The sequence below is a fragment of the Pseudomonas gebzensis genome (assembly GCF_034427815.1).
In the GTDB taxonomy this organism is placed as follows: Bacteria; Pseudomonadota; Gammaproteobacteria; order Pseudomonadales; family Pseudomonadaceae; genus Aquipseudomonas.
This window is the reverse complement of sequence record NZ_JAXQNS010000006.1, coordinates 76,117-95,255: the sequence shown is the minus strand read 5'-3', so window position 1 is coordinate 95,255 and position 19,139 is coordinate 76,117. Positions and strand designations below refer to the sequence as shown.

Below are 19,139 nucleotides of genomic sequence, written 5' to 3'. Positions count from 1 at the left end.
GCTGCAATCAGGCTGTGAAAGGCAGACTCAGCCGGCGCGGCGCAGGGTCAGGTTGATGCGTCGGCTGCCCATGCGTTCATGCTCGCCGGGCTTGATCGGCAGCACGCCGTGAAAGCGCAAACGATCCTCGCCACCCCAGACCAGGACGTCGCCATGATTGAGCGGCACCTTTTGCGTGGGGTCGCTACGCGCCAGACCGCCCAGCTGGAACACGGCCGGCAGGCCCAGTGAAATGGACACGATCGGCTGGCTGAAGTCGCGCTCGTTACGGTCCTGATGCAGTGACAGCTTCATGCCGGGCAGGTAGTGGTTGATCAGGCAGGTATCGGCGACGAAATCCGCGAAGCCCGCCGCTTGCGCCGCTTCCCGGGCAAGGTGCGCCAGTAGCGGGGGCAGGGCCGGCCAAGGTTCACCGCTGAGCGGATCATGGCTGGTGTAGCGGTAGCCGCGCCGGTCACTGACCCAACCCAGGCTGCCGCAGTTGCTGAGGGCGACCGCGATGGCCTGGCCACCCGGTGTGCTCATCTGCCGAAACGGTGCGGCGCGCAGCACCGGGCGCAATGCGTCGAGCAGTGTTTCCAGATGCGCCAGGGCAAAGCCTGGAAACAGCACGGTATGGGCGGCCAGGCGCTGGGATTTTTCACCGAACAGGTCGAGATCGGACTGGATCATGGCGTGGGTACAACCGTCGAAGAGACCGTCATTCTAGGCTCTGTCTGAAAAGTCTTGAGCGAAGGTTAGGCAAGGCAAAAACAGCCGAGGAAGCGGAGTTTACTGGAGTAAATGAGCATTCCGACCGGGCTGGCGTTCCAGGCTGTTTTTAACGCAGCATAACCGAGTCTCAAGGCTTTTCAGACAGAGCCTAGCGTCCCGGCGCCAGCCGACCAATGCCCTGACACGCCATTGGGCGATAGCGCTGTGGGTGGCTCTTGGTGCAACCGCTGCTCGCAGAGGGCTTCGCAACTGCCCACAATGGGTGCACAATCGCGCCCCTCTTTTTCCGTTGAGGTGGCGAGACCCACGTGTTTCGCTGCTTTCAGCCTATTGCAGTCTTGCAAGTGGAGTTGCACCTGGAATGAATGAGCAGGCCCCAAGCGTTGAACAACAATACCAATCGACACCGACAGCCATGGCCACCTGGTCACGTGAAGACACCACCTGGATGCTCGGCCTGTTCGGCACCGCCATCGGCGCGGGCACCTTGTTCCTACCCATCAATGCCGGCCTTGGCGGCTTCTGGCCGCTGCTGATCCTGGCACTGCTGGCGCTGCCCATGACCTACTTCGCCCACCGCGGACTGACCCGCTTCGTGCTTTCGGGCAAGGGCGGCGACATCACTGAGGTGGTCGAGGAACACTTCGGTCTGACCGCTGGCGCGGTGATCACCGTGCTGTATTTCTGTGCGATTTTTCCGATTCTGCTGATCTACAGTGTGGCGCTGACCAACACCGTCACCAGCTTCATGGAGCACCAACTGCACCTCGAGGCCCCCCCTCGGCAGTGGTTGTCTCTTGGCCTGCTGCTCGGCTTGATGGCCATCGTGCGCTGCGGTGAAGCAGCCACGGTCAAGGTCATGAGCCTGCTGGTCTACCCCTTCATCGTTGCCCTGGCCCTGCTGGGCCTGTACCTGATCCCGCACTGGACCGGCGGCATCCTGGAAACGGCGCGTGAAGTCCCCGCAGGTTCGGCCTTGCTGCACACTGTGTGGCTGGCGATTCCGGTGATGGTGTTCTCGTTCAACCATTCGCCGATCATCTCGGCGTTTGCCGTCGACCAGAAACGCCGCCATGGCGACAATGCCGATGCACTCAGCGGCAAAGTGCTGATGCGCGCGCACCTGCTGATGGTGGCCATGGTGCTGTTCTTCGTCTTCAGCTGCGTGCTGACCCTCGACACCGCGCAACTGGCCGAGGCCAAGGCACAGAACCTGTCGATCCTCTCGTACCTGGCCAACCACCTGGGCAACCCGATCATCGCCTTCGTGGCGCCGATGATTGCCTTCGTGGCGATCGCCAAGTCGTTCCTGGGGCACTACATCGGTGCCAGCGAAGGCCTCAAGGGCATGCTCAGCAAGGCGGGTGCTCGCCGCACGTCCAAGCCCCTCGACCTCATGGTTGCGGTGGTGATGCTGTTCGTGTGCTGGAGAGTCGCCACCGCCAACCCGAGCATCCTGGGCATGATCGAGTCGATGGGCGGGCCGATCATTGCGGTGCTGCTGTTCCTGATGCCGATGTACGCTATCCGCCGTGTGCCGGCAATGCGCAAGTACCGCGGGGCGATGTCCAACGTGTTCGTCACCCTGGTCGGGCTGGTAGCGCTGACCTCGGTGGTGTACGGCTTGCTCAGCTGAGCGCGTTTGGCAGGCTGAAGCCCGGGCACTGTCCCGGGCTTTTTCATGAGCCGGATAAATCCGGCAATCCAATAATTTGCGCGCCACCGTAGGCACTTACTGCGCTTCATGCTTAACTCGGAGTCCTTTTTCCACGCGTTAACGAGGAACCCTTCCCATGGCTCAAGTCACGCTCAAAGGCAATCCGGTCCAGGTCAACGGCGAACTGCCTCAGGTCGGTGCGCAAGCGCCTGCATTCAAGCTGGTCGGTGAAGGCCTGGCGGACAATTCGCTCACCGACTTCGCCGGCAAGCGCAAAGTGCTGAACATCTTCCCCAGTGTCGACACCCCCACCTGCGCGACCTCGGTGCGCAAATTCAACGCCCAGGCCAACGACATCGCCAACACCGTGATCCTGTGCATCTCGGCTGACCTGCCGTTCGCCCAGGCGCGCTTCTGCGGCGCCGAAGGCCTGGCCAACGTGAAGAACCTGTCGACCCTGCGCGGCGCCGAGTTCCTGCACAACTACGGTGTCGCCATTGCCGAAGGCCCGCTGGCCGGCCTGGCCGCGCGTGCCGTGGTGGTGCTGGACGAAAATGACCGCGTCCTGCACAGCGAACTGGTCAGCGAAGTCGCCGATGAGCCGAACTACGAGGCAGCCCTGGCAGTCTTGAAGTAAGGCCGCCATGCCGGCCCTGGTGGCCGGCAGGTCACTGCGTCACCCCCGAAAACGGCCTGGAAACCTCTCCAGGCCGTTTTTCATTTAAAGTGCTCTGCGCCGCAGGTGTCAGGCCAGGGTAAAGCCCGGGTAAAGGCACTTTGCTTCTGCCGACCAAATGCTTATCGTTCACATCATTTCTTACGCCGTCTTCCGAACAAGGTCTGTTCAACCCATGCAAGCTTCCGTCTCTCGTTCTCCTCGTCGCTGGCTGATCGGCCTGCTGATCCTGCTGCTGCTGGCCGCTCTGGCCTGGTGGCTGTGGCCTGGGGCCTCGACCGAGAAGGCCGACAAAGCCGGCGGCCGCCCAGGCTTCGGCGGTTCGGACCAGGCCGTGCCCGTGCGCGTCGAGCCTGCGCAGGTCGGAGACTTCCCGCTGTACTACAAGGCCCTCGGCACCGTCACCGCCACCAATACGGTCAACGTGCGCAGCCGCGTCTCCGGTGAGCTGGTGAAGATCCATTTCCAGGAAGGCCAGCAAGTCAAGGCGGGTGACCTGCTTGCCGACATCGACCCGCGCAGCTACCGCATCGCTTTGCAGCAGGCTGAAGGCACCCTGGCGCAGAACCAGGCGCAGTTGAAAAACGCCCAGGTCGATGTTGCCCGCTATAAAGGGCTGTACGCCGAAGACAGCATCGCCAAGCAGACCCTCGACACCGCCCAAGCCCAGGCCGCGCAGTTCCAGGGCCTGATCAAGACCAATCAGGCCGCGGTGGCCGACGCCAGGCTCAACCTCGAATTCACTCAGATTCGCGCGCCGATCAGCGGCCGTGTGGGCCTGCGCCAGCTCGACCTCGGCAATCTGGTGGCAGCCAACGACACCACCGCCCTGGCCGTGATCACCCAGACCCAACCGATCAACATCACCTTCACCTTGCCGGAAACCGAGCTGGCCACCGTGCTTGAACGCTACCGCACTGGCGCCAGCCTGCCCGTCGAAGCCTGGGACCGTGGCGACAGCAAGCTGCAGGCCACCGGCGTGCTGGCAAGCCCGGACAACCAGATCGACACCGCCACCGGCACGCTGAAATTCAAGTCGCGCTTTGAGAACAAGGACCAGGCACTGTTCCCTAATCAGTTCGTCAACGTTCGCGTGCTTGCTGACACCCTCAAGCAGGTGGTCCTGGCGCCGGCCGCGGCGATTCAGTTCGGCAACGACGGCACATTCGCTTATGTGGTCAACGCCGATAACAAGGTCAGTGTGCGCAAGCTCAAGGTCGGCGCCAGCGATGGCGAGCGCAGTGTGATTCTCGAAGGCCTGGCAGCAGGTGATCGCCTGGTGCTCGAAGGCACCGACCGCCTGCGTGAAGGCAGCCTGGTGGAAGTCGTGCAAGACAGCGCCGAAGTACCGACCTTGCCCGGCCAGCAGTTGCAGGGTCAGGAAAAAGACAGCGATGCCCAACCCAGCGCCCCTGCCAAGGCGGGTGCATGAACCTGTCACGCCTGTTCATCCTGCGGCCGGTCGCCACCACGCTGAGCATGCTGGCGATCGTCCTGGCCGGCCTGATCGCCTATACGCTGATGCCGGTCTCGGCCTTGCCCCAGGTCGACTACCCGACCATTCGCGTCATGACCCTCTACCCAGGTGCCAGTCCGCAGGTGATGACCAGCGCCGTCACCGCGCCACTGGAACGGCAGTTCGGGCAGATGCCGGGCCTCACGCAAATGGCCTCGACCAGCTCTGGCGGTGCCTCGGTACTGACCCTGCGTTTCAGCCTGGACGTGAACATGGACGTGGCCGAGCAGCAGGTGCAGGCTGCCATCAATGCCGCCAGCAACCTGCTACCCAGCGACCTGCCGGCACCCCCTGTGTACAACAAGGTCAACCCCGCCGATACCCCGGTGCTGACCCTGGCAATCTCCTCCAAGACCCTGCCACTGCCCAAACTCAATGACTTGGTCGACACCCGCGTGGCGCAGAAAATCGCGCAGATCAGCGGTGTGGGCATGGTCAGCATCGCCGGCGGTCAGCGCCAGGCGGTGCGGATCAAGGTCAATGTGGAGGCGCTGGCCGCCGCCGGGCTGAACCTGGAAGACGTGCGCACCCTGGTCGGTGCCTCCAACGTCAACCAGCCCAAAGGCAATTTCGATGGCCCCACGCGGGTGTCGATGCTCGATGCCAACGACCAGCTGCGCTCGCCCGAGGACTACGCCAACCTCATTCTCACCTACAAGGACGGCGCGCCGCTGCGCCTGAAGGATGTTGCCGAGATCGTCGATGGCGCCGAGAACGAGCGCCTGGCAGCCTGGGCCAACCAGAACCAGGCGGTGCTGCTCAATATCCAGCGCCAGCCCGGCGCCAACGTGATCGAGGTGGTGGACCGGATCAAGGACCTGCTGCCCTCGATCACCGACAACCTGCCCGCCGGCCTGGATGTCAGCGTGCTCACCGACCGCACCCAGACCATCCGCGCCGCCGTGACCGACGTGCAGCACGAGCTGTTGCTGGCCATCGTCCTGGTGGTGATGGTCACCTTCGTGTTCCTGCGCCGCTTCAGCGCCACGCTGATTCCCTCGATCGCGGTGCCGTTGTCATTGATCGGCACCTTCGGTGTGATGTACCTGGCGGGTTTCTCGATCAACAACCTCACGCTCATGGCGCTGACCATCGCCACAGGTTTTGTGGTGGACGATGCCATCGTCATGCTGGAAAACATCGCCCGGCACATCGAGGAGGGCGAAACGCCGATGCAGGCAGCGCTCAAGGGGGCGCGGCAGATCGGCTTTACCCTGGTGTCGCTGACCCTGTCGCTGATTGCGGTCCTCATTCCCTTGCTGTTCATGGCCGATGTAGTCGGCCGACTGTTCCGCGAATTCGCCATCACCCTGGCGGTGGCGATCCTGATTTCCCTGGTGGTCTCACTGACCCTGACGCCGATGATGTGCGCTCGCTTGCTCAAGGCCGAACCCAACGAGCATGAGCAAGGGCGTTTCTATCGCGCCAGCGGGGCGTGGATCGATTGGCTGATCAAGCATTACTCCAGTGCCTTGACCTGGGTGCTGCGCCATCAGCCGCTGACTCTGCTGGTGGCCGTCGCTACCCTGGCGTTGACCGTGGTGCTGTACCTGATCGTGCCCAAGGGCTTCTTTCCGGTGCAGGACACCGGCGTGATCCAGGGCATTTCCGAAGCGCCGCAAGCCACCTCGTTCACCGCCATGAGCGAGCGGCAGCAGGCGCTGAGCCGTATCGTCCTGCAGGATCCAGCGGTGCAGAGCCTGTCCTCGTACATTGGCGTCGATGGCGACAACGCCACGCTCAACAGCGGGCGCATGCTGATCAACCTCAAGCCCCATGGCGATCGTGACGACAATGCCGGTGCGGTGATCAGCCGCTTGCAGCCGCAACTCGACAAACTGGCGGGCATTCGCCTGTACCTGCAACCGGTGCAGGACCTGTCCATCGAAGATCGGGTCAGCCGCACACAGTACCAATTCAGCCTGTCATCGCCCGATGCCGAGCTGCTGTCGCAGTGGAGCGGCAAGCTGGTACGTGCCTTGCAAGAACGGCCCGAGCTCACTGACGTGGCCAGCGACCTGCAAGACCAAGGCCTGCAGGTGTACCTGACCATCGACCGCGACAAGGCCAGCCGCCTGGGAATCACTGCCGCGCAGATCACCAGCGCGTTGTACGACGCGTTCGGCCAGCGGCAGATTTCGACCATCTATACCCAGGCCAGTCAGTACCGCGTGGTCCTGCAGTCGCAGAATGCCAGCAGCGCGGGCATCAGCGCGCTGGACTCGATCCATGTGAAATCCGCAGACGGTGGCCAGGTGCGCCTGTCGGCGTTGGCCACGGTGGAGCAGCGTCAGGCGGCGCTGGCGATTTCCCACATCGGTCAGTTCCCGGCGGTGATGATGTCGTTCAACCTGGCCAGCGGCGTGGCGCTGGGCGAGGCGGTCAAGGTGATCGAGCAGGTGGAGCAGCAGATCGGTCTGCCGCTGGGCGTGCAGACCCGCTTCCAGGGCGCCGCCGAGGCGTTCCAGGCGTCGCTGTCGAGCACTTTGCTACTGATCCTGGCCGCCGTGGTGACCATGTACATCGTGCTCGGTGTGCTCTACGAGAGCTACGTGCACCCGGTGACCATTCTGTCGACCTTGCCCTCGGCCGCGGTCGGCGCCTTGCTGGCGTTGCTGCTCAGCGGCAACGACCTGGGGATGATTGCCATCATCGGCATCATCCTGCTGATCGGCATCGTCAAGAAGAACGCGATCATGATGATCGACTTTGCCCTGGAGGCCGAACGCAACCAGGGCATGGCCCCGCACGATGCCATCTACCAGGCGGCGCTGTTGCGCTTTCGGCCGATCCTGATGACCACTCTGGCGGCGCTGTTCGGCGCCGTTCCCTTGATGCTTGCCAGCGGTTCGGGCGCCGAGCTGCGCCAGCCCCTGGGCCTGGTGATGGTCGGCGGGCTGTTGGTCAGCCAGGTGCTGACCCTGTTCACCACGCCGGTGATCTACCTGTACTTCGACCGTCTGGCCCGGCGCTGGCGACCCAAGGCGGATGAGCAGCAGGTCAAGGCATGAACCTCTCGGCACCGTTCATTGCCCGCCCGGTCGCCACTTGGCTGCTGAGCCTGGCGATCATACTGCTGGGTGGCGTCAGCTTCGGCCTGTTGCCCGTCTCGCCGCTGCCGCAGATCGACTTCCCGGTGATCGTGGTCCAGGCCAACTTGCCCGGCGCGAGCCCCGAGGTCATGGCGTCCACCGTGGCCACGCCGCTGGAACGCAAGCTGGGCAGCATCGCCGGGGTCACCACGCTGACCAGCAATTCCAACCAGGGCGCCACCCGGGTGATCATCGGCTTCGAGCAGGGGCGTGACATCAATGCCGCTGCCCGCGAAGTGCAGGCGGCCATCAATGCGGCGCGCAACCTGCTGCCCAGCGGCATGCGCAGCATGCCCACCTACAAGAAGATCAACCCGTCGCAGGCACCGATCATGGTCCTGTCGCTGACCTCCGAGGTGTTGCAGAAAGGCCAGCTGTACGACTTGGCCGACACCATCCTCTCGCAGAGTCTGGCGCAGGTCAGCGGCGTCGGCGAGGTGCAGATCGGCGGCAGTTCGCTGCCCGCTGTGCGCATTACGCTGGAGCCGCAGTTGCTGAATCAGTACGGCCTGGCCCTGGACGAGGTGCGTACTGCCGTGTCCAACGCCAACCAGCGCCGGCCCATGGGGTTCGTCGAAGACGCCGAGCGCAACTGGCAAGTGCGCGCCAATGACCAGTTGGAACGGGCCAAGGACTACGAGTCACTGGTGATCCGGCAGAAGGACGGCGCGATTCTGCGCCTGTCGGACGTGGCCACGGTCAGCGATGGGGTGGAGAACCGCTACAACAACGGCTTCTTCAACGACCAGGCGGCCGTGCTGCTGGTGGTCAATCGGCAGACCGGCGCCAACATCATCGAGACCGTCGAGCAGATCAAGGCGCAACTGCCTGCTCTGCAATCGCTGCTGCCCGCGAGCGTGCAACTGAACATCGCCATGGACCGCTCACCGGTGATCAAGGCCACCTTGCAGGAAGCTGAGCACACGCTGTTGATCGCGGTCTTCCTGGTGATCCTGGTGGTCTACCTGTTCCTTGGCAACCTGCGCGCCTCGCTGATCCCGAGCCTGGCGGTGCCCGTCTCCCTGGTCGGCACCTTTGCGGTGATGTACCTGTGCGGGTTCTCGCTGAACAACCTGTCGCTGATGGCCCTGATCCTGGCCACGGGGCTTGTGGTGGACGATGCCATCGTGGTGCTGGAGAACATCTCGCGGCACATCGAGAAGGGTGTGAGGCCGCTTGAAGCCGCCTACCTGGGTGCGAAAGAGGTCGGTTTCACGCTGCTGTCGATGAACGTCTCGCTGGTGGCGGTGTTCGTCTCGATTCTGTTCATGGGTGGCTTCGTGCGCGGGTTGTTCCTTGAGTTCTCGGTGACCCTGGCTGCGGCGATCATGGTGTCGCTGCTGGTGTCGTTGACCCTGACGCCGATGCTCTGCGCGCGCTGGCTCAAACCGCACCAGGCCGAGCGCAACCGCTTGCAGCGCTGGAGTGATCGCCAGCATGTGCGCATGGTGGCCGTGTATGACCGCAGTCTCGGCTGGGCATTGCGCCATCGGCGCCTGACGTTGCTCAGTCTGTTGGCCACCATCGTGCTCAACGTGGCCTTGTACGTGATCGTGCCCAAGACCCTGATGCCGCAGCAGGACACCGGCCAACTGATCGGTTTCGTCCGCGGTGACGACGGCCTGTCGTTCTCAGTGATGCAGCCGAAAATGGAAATCTACCGCCGGGCGTTGCTGGCTGACCCTGCCGTGGAGAGCGTGGCCGGCTTCATCGGCGGCAACAGCGGCACCAACAATGCCATGGTGCTGGTGCGTCTGAAGCCCATCGCCGAGCGCAAGATCGACGCGCAGAAGGTCATCGAGCGGCTGCGCCGCGACCTGCCCAAGGTGCCGGGTGGACGCCTGTTCCTGATGGCCGACCAGGACCTGCAGCTGGGCGGCGGCGGGCGTGACCAGAGCTCCTCGCAGTACCTCTACACCTTGCAGAGCGGCGATCTGCTGGCGCTGCGCCAGTGGTACCCGAAGGTGACTGCGGCCCTGCGCGCATTGCCCGAACTGACCGCCATCGATGCCAACGATGGCGCCGGCACTCAGCAGGTCACGCTGGTGGTCGACCGTGATCAGGCCAAGCGCCTGGGCATCGACATGGACATGGTCACCACGGTGTTGAACAACGCCTACAGCCAGCGGCAGATCTCGACCATCTATGACAGCCTCAACCAGTACCAGGTGGTGCTGGAGATCAACCCCCGCTATGCCTGGGACCCGAGCACCCTGGAGCAGGTGCAGGTGATTACCGCCGACGGGGCGCGGGTGCCGCTGTCCACCATCGCACGTTACGAAAACACCCTGGCCAACGACCGCGTCAGCCATGAAGACCAGTTCGCCTCCGACGATATCGCCTTCGACATTGCCGAAGGCTACAGCCCCGACCAGGCCCTGGCCGCCGTAGAGCGCGCAGTCGCCAGGGTGGGTTTGCCGGAAAGCGTGATTGCCAAGCTGGGCGGCACCGGGGATGCCTTTGCCAAGACCCAGCAAGGGCAACCGTTCATGATCCTCGGAGCGCTGGTGCTGGTGTACCTGGTCCTGGGCATTCTCTACGAAAGCTACATCCATCCGCTGACCATCCTGTCCACGCTGCCGTCGGCAGGCGTGGGTGCGTTGCTGGCGCTGTACCTGACCGGCGGCGAGTTCAGTCTGATCTCGCTGCTCGGGCTGTTCTTGTTGATCGGCGTGGTGAAGAAGAACGCCATCCTGATGATCGACCTGGCCCTGCAGTTCGAGCGCAACGAGGGGATGAGCCCGGAAGATTCGATCCGCCAGGCGTGCCTGCTACGCCTGCGGCCGATCCTGATGACCACCCTGGCGGCGATGCTTGGCGCCTTGCCGCTGCTGCTGAGCAGCGCTGCTGGCGCCGAAATGCGCCGGCCGCTGGGCCTGACCATTCTTGGCGGGCTGGTGTTCAGCCAGGTCCTGACGCTGTACACCACGCCGGTGGTCTATCTCTACCTCGACCGCCTGCGCCACCGCTTCAACCGTTGGCGCGGCGTGCGCACCGACGCTGCCCTGGAAACCCCGATATGACGTTCGCCCACACCTCCCTTCACCGCGCGCTGCAGCGGCTCGGCAACGGCCGCGGCTCGCGCCTGCTTGGCAGCGGCCTGTGCCTGGTGCTGCTCAGCGCCTGCAGCCTGAGCCCCGACTACCACCGCCCCGAGCTGTCGGCCCCGGCGCAGTTCAAGCACGCCGCTGGCTGGACCCAGGCCAAGCCCGCTGACACCCAAGCCCGTGGCCCCTGGTGGACGCTGTATGGCGATGCCGAGCTGAATGCGCTGGTCGAGGCGCTCAACGCCGATAACCAGACCGTGGCGCAGTATGCAGCGCAGTACCGGCAGGCCACCGCACTGGTGCGCAGCAGCCGTGGTGCGCTGTTTCCGAGCCTGGACCTCAGCGTGGGCAAGACCCGCGCCTCGCAAGGCGCCGGCAGCAGCAGTTCGGGCCTGGCCAATAACAGCAGCGGCATTCGCAACACCTACAACGCGCAATTGGGCGTGAGCTGGGAAGTCGATCTGTGGGGCAAGCTGCGCAACACCCTCGATGCCAACCAGGCCGGCGTCGAGGCAAGCATCGCGGACCTGGCGGCCATGCGCCTGAGCCTGCAGTCGGAGCTGGTGCAGAACTACCTGCAACTGCGCGTCATCGACGAGCAGAAGCGTCTGCTCGAAGCGACCGTGGCAGCCTACCAGCGCTCGCTGCGCCTGACCGAGAACCAGTACCGCGCTGGCGTCTCCGGCCCCGATGCGGTGGCCCAGGCGCGCACCCAGCTGAAAAGCACCGAGGCCGACCTGATCGACCTCGCCTGGCAGCGCGCGCAGTACGAAAACGCCATTGCCGTGCTGATGGGCAAGGCACCCGCGGACTTCGCCCTGGCCGCCCGTGACTCAATTCCCGCGCTGCCAGCGATCCCCGTGCAACTGCCCTCGCAACTGCTTGAGCGCCGGCCCGACATCGCCGCTGCCGAGCGCCGCGTGATGGCAGCCAACGCCAACATCGGCGTGGCCCGTGCGGCGTACTTTCCGGACCTCAGCCTGAGCATGAGCGGCGGTTACTCCAGCAGCAGCTTCAACAACTGGATCGAGCTGCCCAACCGGTTCTGGTCGGTCGGCCCGTCGCTGGCCATGACGCTGTTCGATGCCGGCCGGCGCAGCGCCGAGGTCGACCGCACCGAAGCGGTGTACGACCAGACCGCCGCGCAGTACCGCCAGACCGTGCTCGACGGGTTCCGCGAGGTGGAAAATTATCTGGTGCAGTTGCGCGTCTACGAAGACGAAGCCGTGGTGCGCCAGGAGGCGCTGGAGGCCGCCCGTGAATCGCTGCGCCTGACCCAGAACCAGTACAAGGCGGGGCTGATTGGTTACCTGGATGTGGTCAACGTGCAGGCCACGGCGCTGAGCAACGAGCGCAGTGCGCTGTCGCTGCTGCAAGGGCGACTGGTGGCCAGCGTGCAGTTGATTGCCGCCTTGGGCGGTGGCTGGGATCAGACGCAGGCGGCAGCGGATGCCGAGGCCATCGAGCCTGATTGAAGCTTGGCGCGTGGCCTTCAACGCGCTGACAGCCAACCCGGCCTTTCCAATGCAGCCCTGGCGACGCCGTCAGCCGGCGTCGCGCAGCGTGCAATACGGCACGAAAGCATCCATCTCGGCCTCGACCGCTTCGATGATCCGCTCGACATCAGCCGGTGCCAGGATCGCCGAGCATGGAATGCCGGCGATGGCCATCACGGTTTCGCCGCTGGCGCGGTCGAACAGGCGCGCGATCATGCTGCGCGGTGCATCCATGCTCGCTTCAAAGCCCAAGGGATGAAAATGCCAACGCATCATCTGGCAGGCGTTGGGAAACGTCATAGTGTTCATGCCAGCCTCCGTGTTCGTCCTGAACAGGTGATCGGGCAACCACGAGCGCGCCCGGGTGGGAATCATTACCATAGCAGCCCTACCCGGAAAGGCTCCCATGGGCGCATGACCAACGCATGACGCCGTGAACCCCATCACACACCCACCTTGCGGTTAATTTGCCCGCAGCCCCACGCTAGAGCGGGAATAGGGCGGGCAAAGGGGCGGACGAGCACGGCGACGGGCAGACCAGCGGTCAGTTCAGCAGACCGGCGGCGATGTTGATGGTGAAGCCCAGGATCGCCGTGTTGAACACGAACCCCACCAGCGAGTGGGCCAGCACCACACGGCGCAGGGGGCGGCCGGCCACGCCGATGTCGGAGGTCTGCACCGCCACGCTGATGGTGAACGAGAAGTAGTGGAAGTCCCAGTAGTCGGGCGTGCGCTCGCCATCGGCAAAGCGCAGCGGCAGGTCTTTGCCCTCATGGGTGTAGAACAGCCGTGCGTAATGAAGGCTGAAGATGGTGCCGATCAACAGCCATGAACCGGCGATGGTGAACCCGGTATACAGGTAATGAAGCAGCAGGGCGCTACCGTGCAGGCCCTTGCTCGACACCAGTTGCAGGGTTACCGCCGCTAGGCTGGCGATGGCCGCCACGCTGACGGTGAGCAACACCAGCACGGCGTTCTCGTCTTCTACGCGCGCCACCTGGCGCACCTTGGCCGCGCCCGAGCGGCAAGTCAGCGCCAGCACCAGCGCCAGGTACAGCCACACACCGAGGTTCCAGCCGCCAAGGATGCGCTGCACGGTGTCTTCAGCCGGGATCAGCCAGGCGCCCAGCAGGCCCATCAGGGTGGCCAGGCTCAAGCGCGGGTGGGAATAGGTAAGGCGGTGCAGGGCCATGGGCGCTCGTGTCGGTCAGGGTGTGCCAGACTCTAGACCACGTTCGCCCAGTCAGCGTGCCGGCGGTTCGATGCGCCTGCATGAATCGGGTACCATGGACACTCTGCAGCGCCGGCAAATTCGTTCTGGATCAAGGCTCTGGCGATGACGCTTGATAAAACCTGCGAACCTGGCCGGCATGAATCACATACGCTTGGCGTCGGGCACCCACCCCACGTTCGAGCACCGCAACAAGGTGCCTCCACTGTGTCTGACCTCCTGCACAACCCACTGCTGCAATACCTGGCTCGTCTAGCGCCGTCCAGCCAGCAGACCATGCGCTATGTGCTGCAGGACGCCGCCGACCGGCTAGGGTTCGAAGACCTGGATATCACCGAGGTGCCCTGGCACCGCCTGGAGCCTGGACACATCATCGCACTGGTGGCCGCGCTGCGCACTGACGGCTATGCGCCCAACTCCTCGTCGTTGTACGTCAACGCCATTCGCGGCGTGATGAACGAAGCCTGGCGCCAGGGCATCATCGAGCATGAACACCTGCTGCGCATCCGCGAGGTCAAGCCTGACAGCGGCACTCGCTTGCCGCCAGGGCGCAACCTGCGCCGCAGCCTGATCCGTGAGCTGATGGACGTCTGCGCGGCCGACCCACGGCCACAGGGGGTGCGCGACGCGGCCATCATCGCCTTGCTCTATGGCACAGGCATGCGCAAGTCGGAGTCGGTGGACATCGACCTCGCCCATGTCGATTTCAAGGAGCGCAGCCTGCGCGTGCGCGGCAAGGGCAATCGCCAGTTGCTCAAATACGCACCGCCCTGGGCGTTCGAGAAGCTTCAGGCCTGGCTGGACCTGCGCCGGTCACAGTTACCAGCCGGTGGCGAGGACGACGCTTTCCTGTTCAACCGCATCCGCCGCGGCAACCACATCACGCGAGCGCGCATCACCAAGCACGCGATCTACTACATCGCGCGGCAGCGCGGCACTCAGGTGGGGATCAAGATCATGCCGCATGATTTTCGCCGGGCGTTCATCACGCGGGTCATCGAGGAGCACGACCTGTCGATTGCGCAGAAACTGGCGCACCACGCCAATATCCAGACCACGGCCAGCTATGACCGACGTGACGACAACGAGCGGCGCAGGGCAGTGGACCGATTCGATTACTGACCTGCGCGGCAGTGGCTCAAGGCTGGGTAGTGGTGGCTGGCGCCGTAGCGGGTTTGGGTTCGCCCAGGCCCGGCAGGCTCTGGTCGGTGGCCGGGTTGCCCGGCAAGCGCTGATTGCCGGCTGGCAAGCGCTGGTCCTCGTCGACTCGGCGAGGGTCCGTGCCGGGCAAGTCCGCACCAGTGGTGCGCGGCATCGGCTTTTCAATGGGGTTCTGGGTGCTCTCCACGCCCGGGGCAGGGGCAGGGTTATGCGGATCGTCCGGGAAGCTCGTGCCAGGGCCCGCGCCAGCGGCAAATGCCAGGGGCGAGGCGAGCAGGGCAGCCAACAGCAGGGTACGTTTCATCAGACAGACTCCATCGATTGACCGAGGGGACGGCACTGCCTGTAGAACATGTGCTTGGACACGCTCTACAGGCAGTGGCCACCGTTAGGGCCTTTGGCCATCAGCACGGCCGAATGGTGCCGCGCTCCCGATCAACGGTCAGACCACCGTCGACAGCGCCATGATGAAGATGATGCCTACCACCGACAGCAGCGTTTCCATCAGCGTCCAGGTTTTCAGCGTCTCGGCCACCGTCATGTTGAAGTACTGCTTGACCAGCCAGAACCCGGCGTCGTTGACGTGCGACAGAATCAGCGAGCCCGCGCCGGTGGCCAGCACCAGCAACTCACGGTTGACGCCTGGGATCAGGTCAACCACCGGGGCCACGATGCCTGCACCGGTAATGGTCGCCACGGTGGCGGAGCCTGTGGCCACGCGGATGACCGCGGCCACCAGCCAGGCCAGCAGGATCGGCGAGATTTCCGCCTGTACTGCCATCTGCCCAATCACGTTACCGACGCCGGTATCCACCAGCATCTGCTTGAAGCCGCCACCGGCACCGACGATGAGCACGATGGCCGCAGTGGGCGCCAGGCTCTGATCGAGCATCTTCATGATCTGCTGGCGCGAAAAGCCGCGGGCCGAACCGAAGGTGTAGAACGCCAGCAGCAAGGCGGCGAGCAGGGCGGTGATGGGGTGGCCGATCAGGTCGAGCCACTGGCGCACGATGTGTTCAGCCGGCAGCACTACGTCGGCGAAGGTTTTCAGCAGCATCAGTGCTACGGGCAGCAGTACCGTCAACAGTGTGATGCCAAAGCTTGGCAGCTCGCGGGTCTGCGACTCGCGGGCGATCTGGTCCATCAGCTCCTGCGACGGCGTACCGGGGATGTAGCGCGAAATGAAGCTGCCGAACAACGGGCCGGCGATCACGGCGGTGGGCAGGGCGATCAACAGGCCATAGAAGATGGTCTTGCCGATGTCGGCCTTGAAGATGCCGATGGCCAGCAGCGGCCCCGGGTGTGGCGGCACCAGGCCGTGCACCACCGACAAGCCGGCCAGTAGCGGAATGCCGATCTTCACCAGCGACACCCCGGTACGCCGCGCGACGATGAACACCAACGGGATCAACAGCACGAAGCCGATCTCGAAGAACAGTGGAATGCCTACAAGGAACGCCGAGAACATCATGGCCCAGTGCACATTGCGTTTGCCGAAGGCGCGGATCAGGGTCTGCGCGATCTGATCGGCACCCCCCGAGTCGGCCATCAGCTTGCCCAGCATGGTGCCCAGCGCCAGCACGATGCCGACGAAGCCCAGCACGCCACCAAAGCCGTCCTGGAAGGATTTCATGACCTTGGCCACCTCCATGCCGGAGGTCAGGCCGAGGAAGCCGGCAGCCAGGGTAAGGGCGACGAAAGGGTGGACCTTGAAGTGGGTGATCAGCACGATCAGCCCAATAATGGTGACCAGTGCGTCCAGCAGCAGAAAGGTGTCAGTAGCCAGTCCGAACATTGGAGTAAGCCTCGGTTTTATCGTTGTTGTGTCGGGGTGCAGCGTTTTTCGGAATCACACGCCGATGCGTCAGGGGCAAGACAGCGCTGTCTTCGGTGAGCCGGGTCACCGCCGTTCAGGCGGTGCGGGCCAGGCCCGGCTCACCCTGTGGCTTTAACCAGGCGTCGACCTGTTCGGTCAGGGTGAGCACGGGGCGGGTGGCATCGAGGGTAAGCGTCAAGGTTTCGCCGTCGGGCGATTCCAGCGCGGCGAACTGGCTGGCGATCAAGCTGGCAGGCATGAAGTGACCGGGGCGGGCCAGCACACGCTTTTCGGCTTCGGCAGGGCTCAGTTCGAGGAACACGAAGCCCAGGCCCGGCACGGCATCGCGCAGGGTGTCCCGGTAGCGGCGCTTGAGCGCGGAGCAGGTCAGCACCGGCCGCTCGCCGGCAGCGATGGCCGCTTGCAGTTCCTCGCCCAGGCGCACCAGCCAACCGGCACGGTCGGTGTCATCCAGGGCAATCCCGGCGCTCATCTTGCGAATGTTTTCGGCAGGGTGGAAGGCATCGCCTTCAATCAGGCGGCCGCCGCTCTTCTCGACAATGGCAGAGCCGATGCAGCTTTTGCCGCAACCGGCCACGCCCATGACGACGAGGGCGGACAGGGAAGGATTCATCAGTACCTCCTGCGGGGTAAGACAGCGCTGTCTGTGAACTGGCGCGAGCCAAGGCGCATGGCTTTCCCGGGTTTTATTGGTTTTGTGCTGAACGCAGTATGGACGCTCAGGCAATGTCGGCCAGCAAGGATGCATTGCCTGGGTCGTGAGACAGCGCTACCTTAGTGACCGTTCCCACCCTGCGCAAGTAGTAAAATTACAACGCCTATGACTCGCACTGGTTCACGTACCACTGGTCGTCCCACCCTGGCCGAAGTGGCCCGGCTCTCCGGCGTCTCGCCGATTACCGCCTCCCGTGCACTGCGCGGGGTCGCCACGGTGGCCCCGGCGCTGGCAGAAAAGGTTCGCGCCGCTGCCGCGACGCTGGGCTACATTGCCAACCCCGCCGCCCGTGCGCTGGCATCGGCGCGCAGCCATTCGGTGGTGGTGCTGATCCCCTCGCTGTCCAACCAGCTGTTCATCGACACCCTCGAAGCGATTCACGAAGTCATGCGCCCGCGCGGCCTGGAAGTGCTGATCGGCAACTACCACTACGACACTGCCGAAGAAGAGAACCTGATCCGCAACTACCTGGCCTATCAGCCGTGCGGCATCTTGCTGACCGGCTTCGAGCGCACCGAGGCCTCGCTGCAGATGCTTGCCGCCAGTGGCGTGCCGTGTGTGCACATGATGGAGCTGGGGGGCGAGACGGCCGCGCTGTCGGTGGGCTTTTCCCAGTTCGAGGCCGGGCGCGCGGCGGCTCGCCACCTGATCGAGCGCGGTCGCCGGCGGCTGGGCTTCATCGCCGCTCAGCTCGACCCCCGGGTGATGCAGCGCGCCGCAGGTTTTCGTCAAGGGCTGGCAGACGCCGGCTTGGCGGCGCCGGAGCTTGAACGGCTGGCACCGGAGCCTTCATCCATTGCCTTGGGGGGTGCGCTGTTCAGCCAGGTACTGGCCTACGATGGCACGCTCGATGGGTTGTTCTTTTGCAACGACGACCTTGCCCACGGGGCGATCTTCCAGGCACTGCGTCAGGGCGTAGCGGTGCCGGAGCAGGTGGCGATGGTCGGGTTCAACGACCTGCCGGCCTCGGCGCACACGGTCCCGCGGCTGACCTCTATCCGCACGCCACGGGCCGCCGTCGGCCGCGCGGCGGCCCAGGCGCTGCTGGCGCAGTTGGACGGCAAGCGGGTGTCTGTCGCCCAGCAAGATCTGGGCTTTGAGCTGATGGTCCGCGAAAGCAGCTGATACCCGACGAACGTGCTGGCAAATGGCTTGCCAGTTGAGGGCGTCGAGATATGCTTGCATCACCGTGCATAAAGGAGGCCGGCGTCATGTTCGATTACCATCGCAAGTCCGATCTGATCGAGATTCAGCGCTGCCACCAGGCACTGGGCGAACGTGAAGCCAGGCAGGCGGCCCTCGATCGCGCCATGGCGATCATCGAATTCGCGCCCGATGGCACCATCCTCGATGCCAACGCACGTTTTTGCGAGGCCACCGGGTATTGCGTCGAGGAGCTGCGCGGCCAGCATCATCAGTTGTTCTGCGACCCCGCCTATGTGAACAGCGAGGCCTACCGCCAGTTATGGCAGGACTTGGGCCGGGGTACGCCGCTCAGCGGCACCTTCGAGCGGCGCGACAAGCACGGCCACGAGGTGTGGTTGGAGGCCAGCTACATGCCGGTGCTCGATGATCACGCGCAGGTGGTACGGGTGATCAAGGTCGCAGCCGACATCACCGGTCGCGTGCGCCACGCGCACGAGCAGGACAGCCTGCTCAACGCCATCGGCCGTTCCATGGCCGTGGTCGAGTTCTCGCCCCAGGGCGAGGTGCTCAGCGCCAACGACAACTTCCTCAAGACCCTCGGCTATACGCTCGATGAAGTGGTCGGTCGCCATCACAGCCTGTTCTGCCTGCCCAAAGAACGCGAGTCGGCCGAGTACCGCGAATTCTGGGCATCGCTCAACCGTGGCGAGTACCATTCCCATCGCTTCGAGCGCGTCGACAAGCACGGCCGTACCGTCTACCTCGAGGCCTCGTACAATCCGATCTTCGACAACAAGGGCCGCCTGCTGAAGGTGGTCAAGTTCGCCAGTGACATCACTTGCCAGGTCAAC

General features: G+C 64.3%; 14 protein-coding genes and 1 pseudogene. 9 read left to right on the top strand and 6 right to left on the bottom strand.

What is annotated here, in order from left to right; all coding sequences use genetic code 11:
• Window positions 1-27: 27 nt before the first annotated feature.
• Complete coding sequence (alkB, locus tag SJI00_RS13085) at window positions 28-672, bottom strand: DNA oxidative demethylase AlkB (RefSeq protein ID WP_322462137.1); 645 nt, start codon at window positions 670-672, stop codon at window positions 28-30.
• Window positions 673-1,075: 403 nt separating this feature from the next.
• Here alkB and SJI00_RS13080 point away from each other — a divergent pair, with 403 nt between their 5' ends.
• The 6 genes from SJI00_RS13080 to SJI00_RS13055 all read left to right on the top strand — a co-directional run bounded on the left by SJI00_RS13080 (window position 1,076) and on the right by SJI00_RS13055 (window position 12,177).
• Window positions 1,076-2,350 carry an aromatic amino acid transport family protein gene (locus tag SJI00_RS13080; protein WP_322462136.1) on the top strand — a complete coding sequence of 425 codons (1,275 nt, stop codon included), beginning with the start codon at window positions 1,076-1,078 and terminating at the stop codon, window positions 2,348-2,350.
• 157 nt (window positions 2,351-2,507) lie between these two features.
• Complete coding sequence (tpx, locus tag SJI00_RS13075; protein ID WP_322462135.1) at window positions 2,508-3,008, top strand: thiol peroxidase; 501 nt, start codon at window positions 2,508-2,510, stop codon at window positions 3,006-3,008.
• A 214-nt stretch (window positions 3,009-3,222) separates the two neighbouring features.
• Window positions 3,223-4,479 (top strand): MdtA/MuxA family multidrug efflux RND transporter periplasmic adaptor subunit, encoded by a 1,257-nt coding sequence (locus SJI00_RS13070; protein ID WP_322462134.1) that lies wholly within the window; start codon window positions 3,223-3,225, stop codon window positions 4,477-4,479.
• Window positions 4,476-7,574 (top strand): MdtB/MuxB family multidrug efflux RND transporter permease subunit, encoded by a 3,099-nt coding sequence (locus tag SJI00_RS13065; protein WP_322462133.1) that lies wholly within the window; start codon window positions 4,476-4,478, stop codon window positions 7,572-7,574. The genes SJI00_RS13070 and SJI00_RS13065 overlap by 4 nt, the downstream gene beginning before the upstream one ends.
• Window positions 7,571-10,678, top strand: a complete 3,108-nt coding sequence (locus SJI00_RS13060; RefSeq protein WP_322462132.1) for an efflux RND transporter permease subunit — start codon at window positions 7,571-7,573, stop codon at window positions 10,676-10,678. Before SJI00_RS13065 ends, SJI00_RS13060 begins: the two co-directional genes overlap by 4 nt.
• Window positions 10,675-12,177, top strand: a complete 1,503-nt coding sequence (locus SJI00_RS13055; protein WP_322462131.1) for an efflux transporter outer membrane subunit — start codon at window positions 10,675-10,677, stop codon at window positions 12,175-12,177. The genes SJI00_RS13060 and SJI00_RS13055 overlap by 4 nt, the downstream gene beginning before the upstream one ends.
• 69 nt (window positions 12,178-12,246) lie before the next feature.
• Here the strand turns inward: SJI00_RS13055 and SJI00_RS13050 are convergent, their stop codons facing one another.
• Both SJI00_RS13050 and SJI00_RS13045 read right to left on the bottom strand, forming a co-directional pair.
• Entirely contained in the window at window positions 12,247-12,507 is a 261-nt protein-coding gene (locus tag SJI00_RS13050; RefSeq protein ID WP_322462130.1) for a DUF1652 domain-containing protein, read from the bottom strand.
• 235 nt (window positions 12,508-12,742) lie between these two features.
• Window positions 12,743-13,390, bottom strand: coding sequence for a DUF1345 domain-containing protein (locus tag SJI00_RS13045; protein ID WP_322462129.1), 648 nt, complete (start codon window positions 13,388-13,390; stop codon window positions 12,743-12,745).
• Between the two features lie 246 nt (window positions 13,391-13,636).
• Here SJI00_RS13045 and SJI00_RS13040 point away from each other — a divergent pair, with 246 nt between their 5' ends.
• Window positions 13,637-14,551, top strand: a complete 915-nt coding sequence (locus SJI00_RS13040) for a site-specific integrase (protein WP_322462128.1) — start codon at window positions 13,637-13,639, stop codon at window positions 14,549-14,551.
• Window positions 14,552-14,567: 16 nt separating this feature from the next.
• On the opposite strand, the gene SJI00_RS13035 is transcribed toward SJI00_RS13040, so the two are convergent.
• The 3 genes from SJI00_RS13035 to SJI00_RS13025 all read right to left on the bottom strand — a co-directional run bounded on the left by SJI00_RS13035 (window position 14,568) and on the right by SJI00_RS13025 (window position 17,040).
• A complete protein-coding gene (locus SJI00_RS13035) occupies window positions 14,568-14,894 on the bottom strand; it encodes a hypothetical protein (RefSeq protein WP_322462127.1) in 327 nt (108 codons plus the stop codon).
• A 138-nt stretch (window positions 14,895-15,032) separates the two neighbouring features.
• Window positions 15,033-16,385: a GntP family permease gene (locus tag SJI00_RS13030; protein ID WP_312933405.1), complete on the bottom strand. Its 1,353-nt coding sequence runs from the start codon at window positions 16,383-16,385 to the stop codon at window positions 15,033-15,035.
• 115 nt (window positions 16,386-16,500) lie between these two features.
• Window positions 16,501-17,040 (bottom strand): gluconokinase, encoded by a 540-nt coding sequence (locus tag SJI00_RS13025; protein ID WP_322462126.1) that lies wholly within the window; start codon window positions 17,038-17,040, stop codon window positions 16,501-16,503.
• Window positions 17,041-17,247: 207 nt separating this feature from the next.
• Here SJI00_RS13025 and gntR point away from each other — a divergent pair, with 207 nt between their 5' ends.
• Both gntR and SJI00_RS22590 read left to right on the top strand, forming a co-directional pair.
• Window positions 17,248-18,267, top strand: a complete 1,020-nt coding sequence (gene gntR / locus SJI00_RS13020) for an HTH-type transcriptional regulator GntR (RefSeq protein WP_322462125.1) — start codon at window positions 17,248-17,250, stop codon at window positions 18,265-18,267.
• Between the two features lie 50 nt (window positions 18,268-18,317).
• Window positions 18,318-19,136 (top strand): annotated as a pseudogene (locus tag SJI00_RS22590) (PAS domain-containing protein); the annotation flags it as partial.
• Window positions 19,137-19,139: the final 3 nt, after the last annotated feature.

Bases quoted from the DNA above. Each gene is read 5' to 3' on its own strand.
- alkB (WP_322462137.1), bottom strand. From the start codon at position 672: ATGATCCAGTCCGATCTCGACCTGTTCGGTGAAAAATCCCAGCGCCTG.
- SJI00_RS13080 (WP_322462136.1), top strand. From the start codon at position 1,076: ATGAATGAGCAGGCCCCAAGCGTTGAACAACAATACCAATCGACACCG.
- tpx (WP_322462135.1), top strand. From the start codon at position 2,508: ATGGCTCAAGTCACGCTCAAAGGCAATCCGGTCCAGGTCAACGGCGAA.
- SJI00_RS13070 (WP_322462134.1), top strand. From the start codon at position 3,223: ATGCAAGCTTCCGTCTCTCGTTCTCCTCGTCGCTGGCTGATCGGCCTG.
- SJI00_RS13065 (WP_322462133.1), top strand. From the start codon at position 4,476: ATGAACCTGTCACGCCTGTTCATCCTGCGGCCGGTCGCCACCACGCTG.
- SJI00_RS13060 (WP_322462132.1), top strand. From the start codon at position 7,571: ATGAACCTCTCGGCACCGTTCATTGCCCGCCCGGTCGCCACTTGGCTG.
- SJI00_RS13055 (WP_322462131.1), top strand. From the start codon at position 10,675: ATGACGTTCGCCCACACCTCCCTTCACCGCGCGCTGCAGCGGCTCGGC.
- SJI00_RS13050 (WP_322462130.1), bottom strand. From the start codon at position 12,507: ATGAACACTATGACGTTTCCCAACGCCTGCCAGATGATGCGTTGGCAT.
- SJI00_RS13045 (WP_322462129.1), bottom strand. From the start codon at position 13,390: ATGGCCCTGCACCGCCTTACCTATTCCCACCCGCGCTTGAGCCTGGCC.
- SJI00_RS13035 (WP_322462127.1), bottom strand. From the start codon at position 14,894: ATGAAACGTACCCTGCTGTTGGCTGCCCTGCTCGCCTCGCCCCTGGCA.
- SJI00_RS13030 (WP_312933405.1), bottom strand. From the start codon at position 16,385: ATGTTCGGACTGGCTACTGACACCTTTCTGCTGCTGGACGCACTGGTC.
- SJI00_RS13025 (WP_322462126.1), bottom strand. From the start codon at position 17,040: ATGAATCCTTCCCTGTCCGCCCTCGTCGTCATGGGCGTGGCCGGTTGC.
- gntR (WP_322462125.1), top strand. From the start codon at position 17,248: ATGACTCGCACTGGTTCACGTACCACTGGTCGTCCCACCCTGGCCGAA.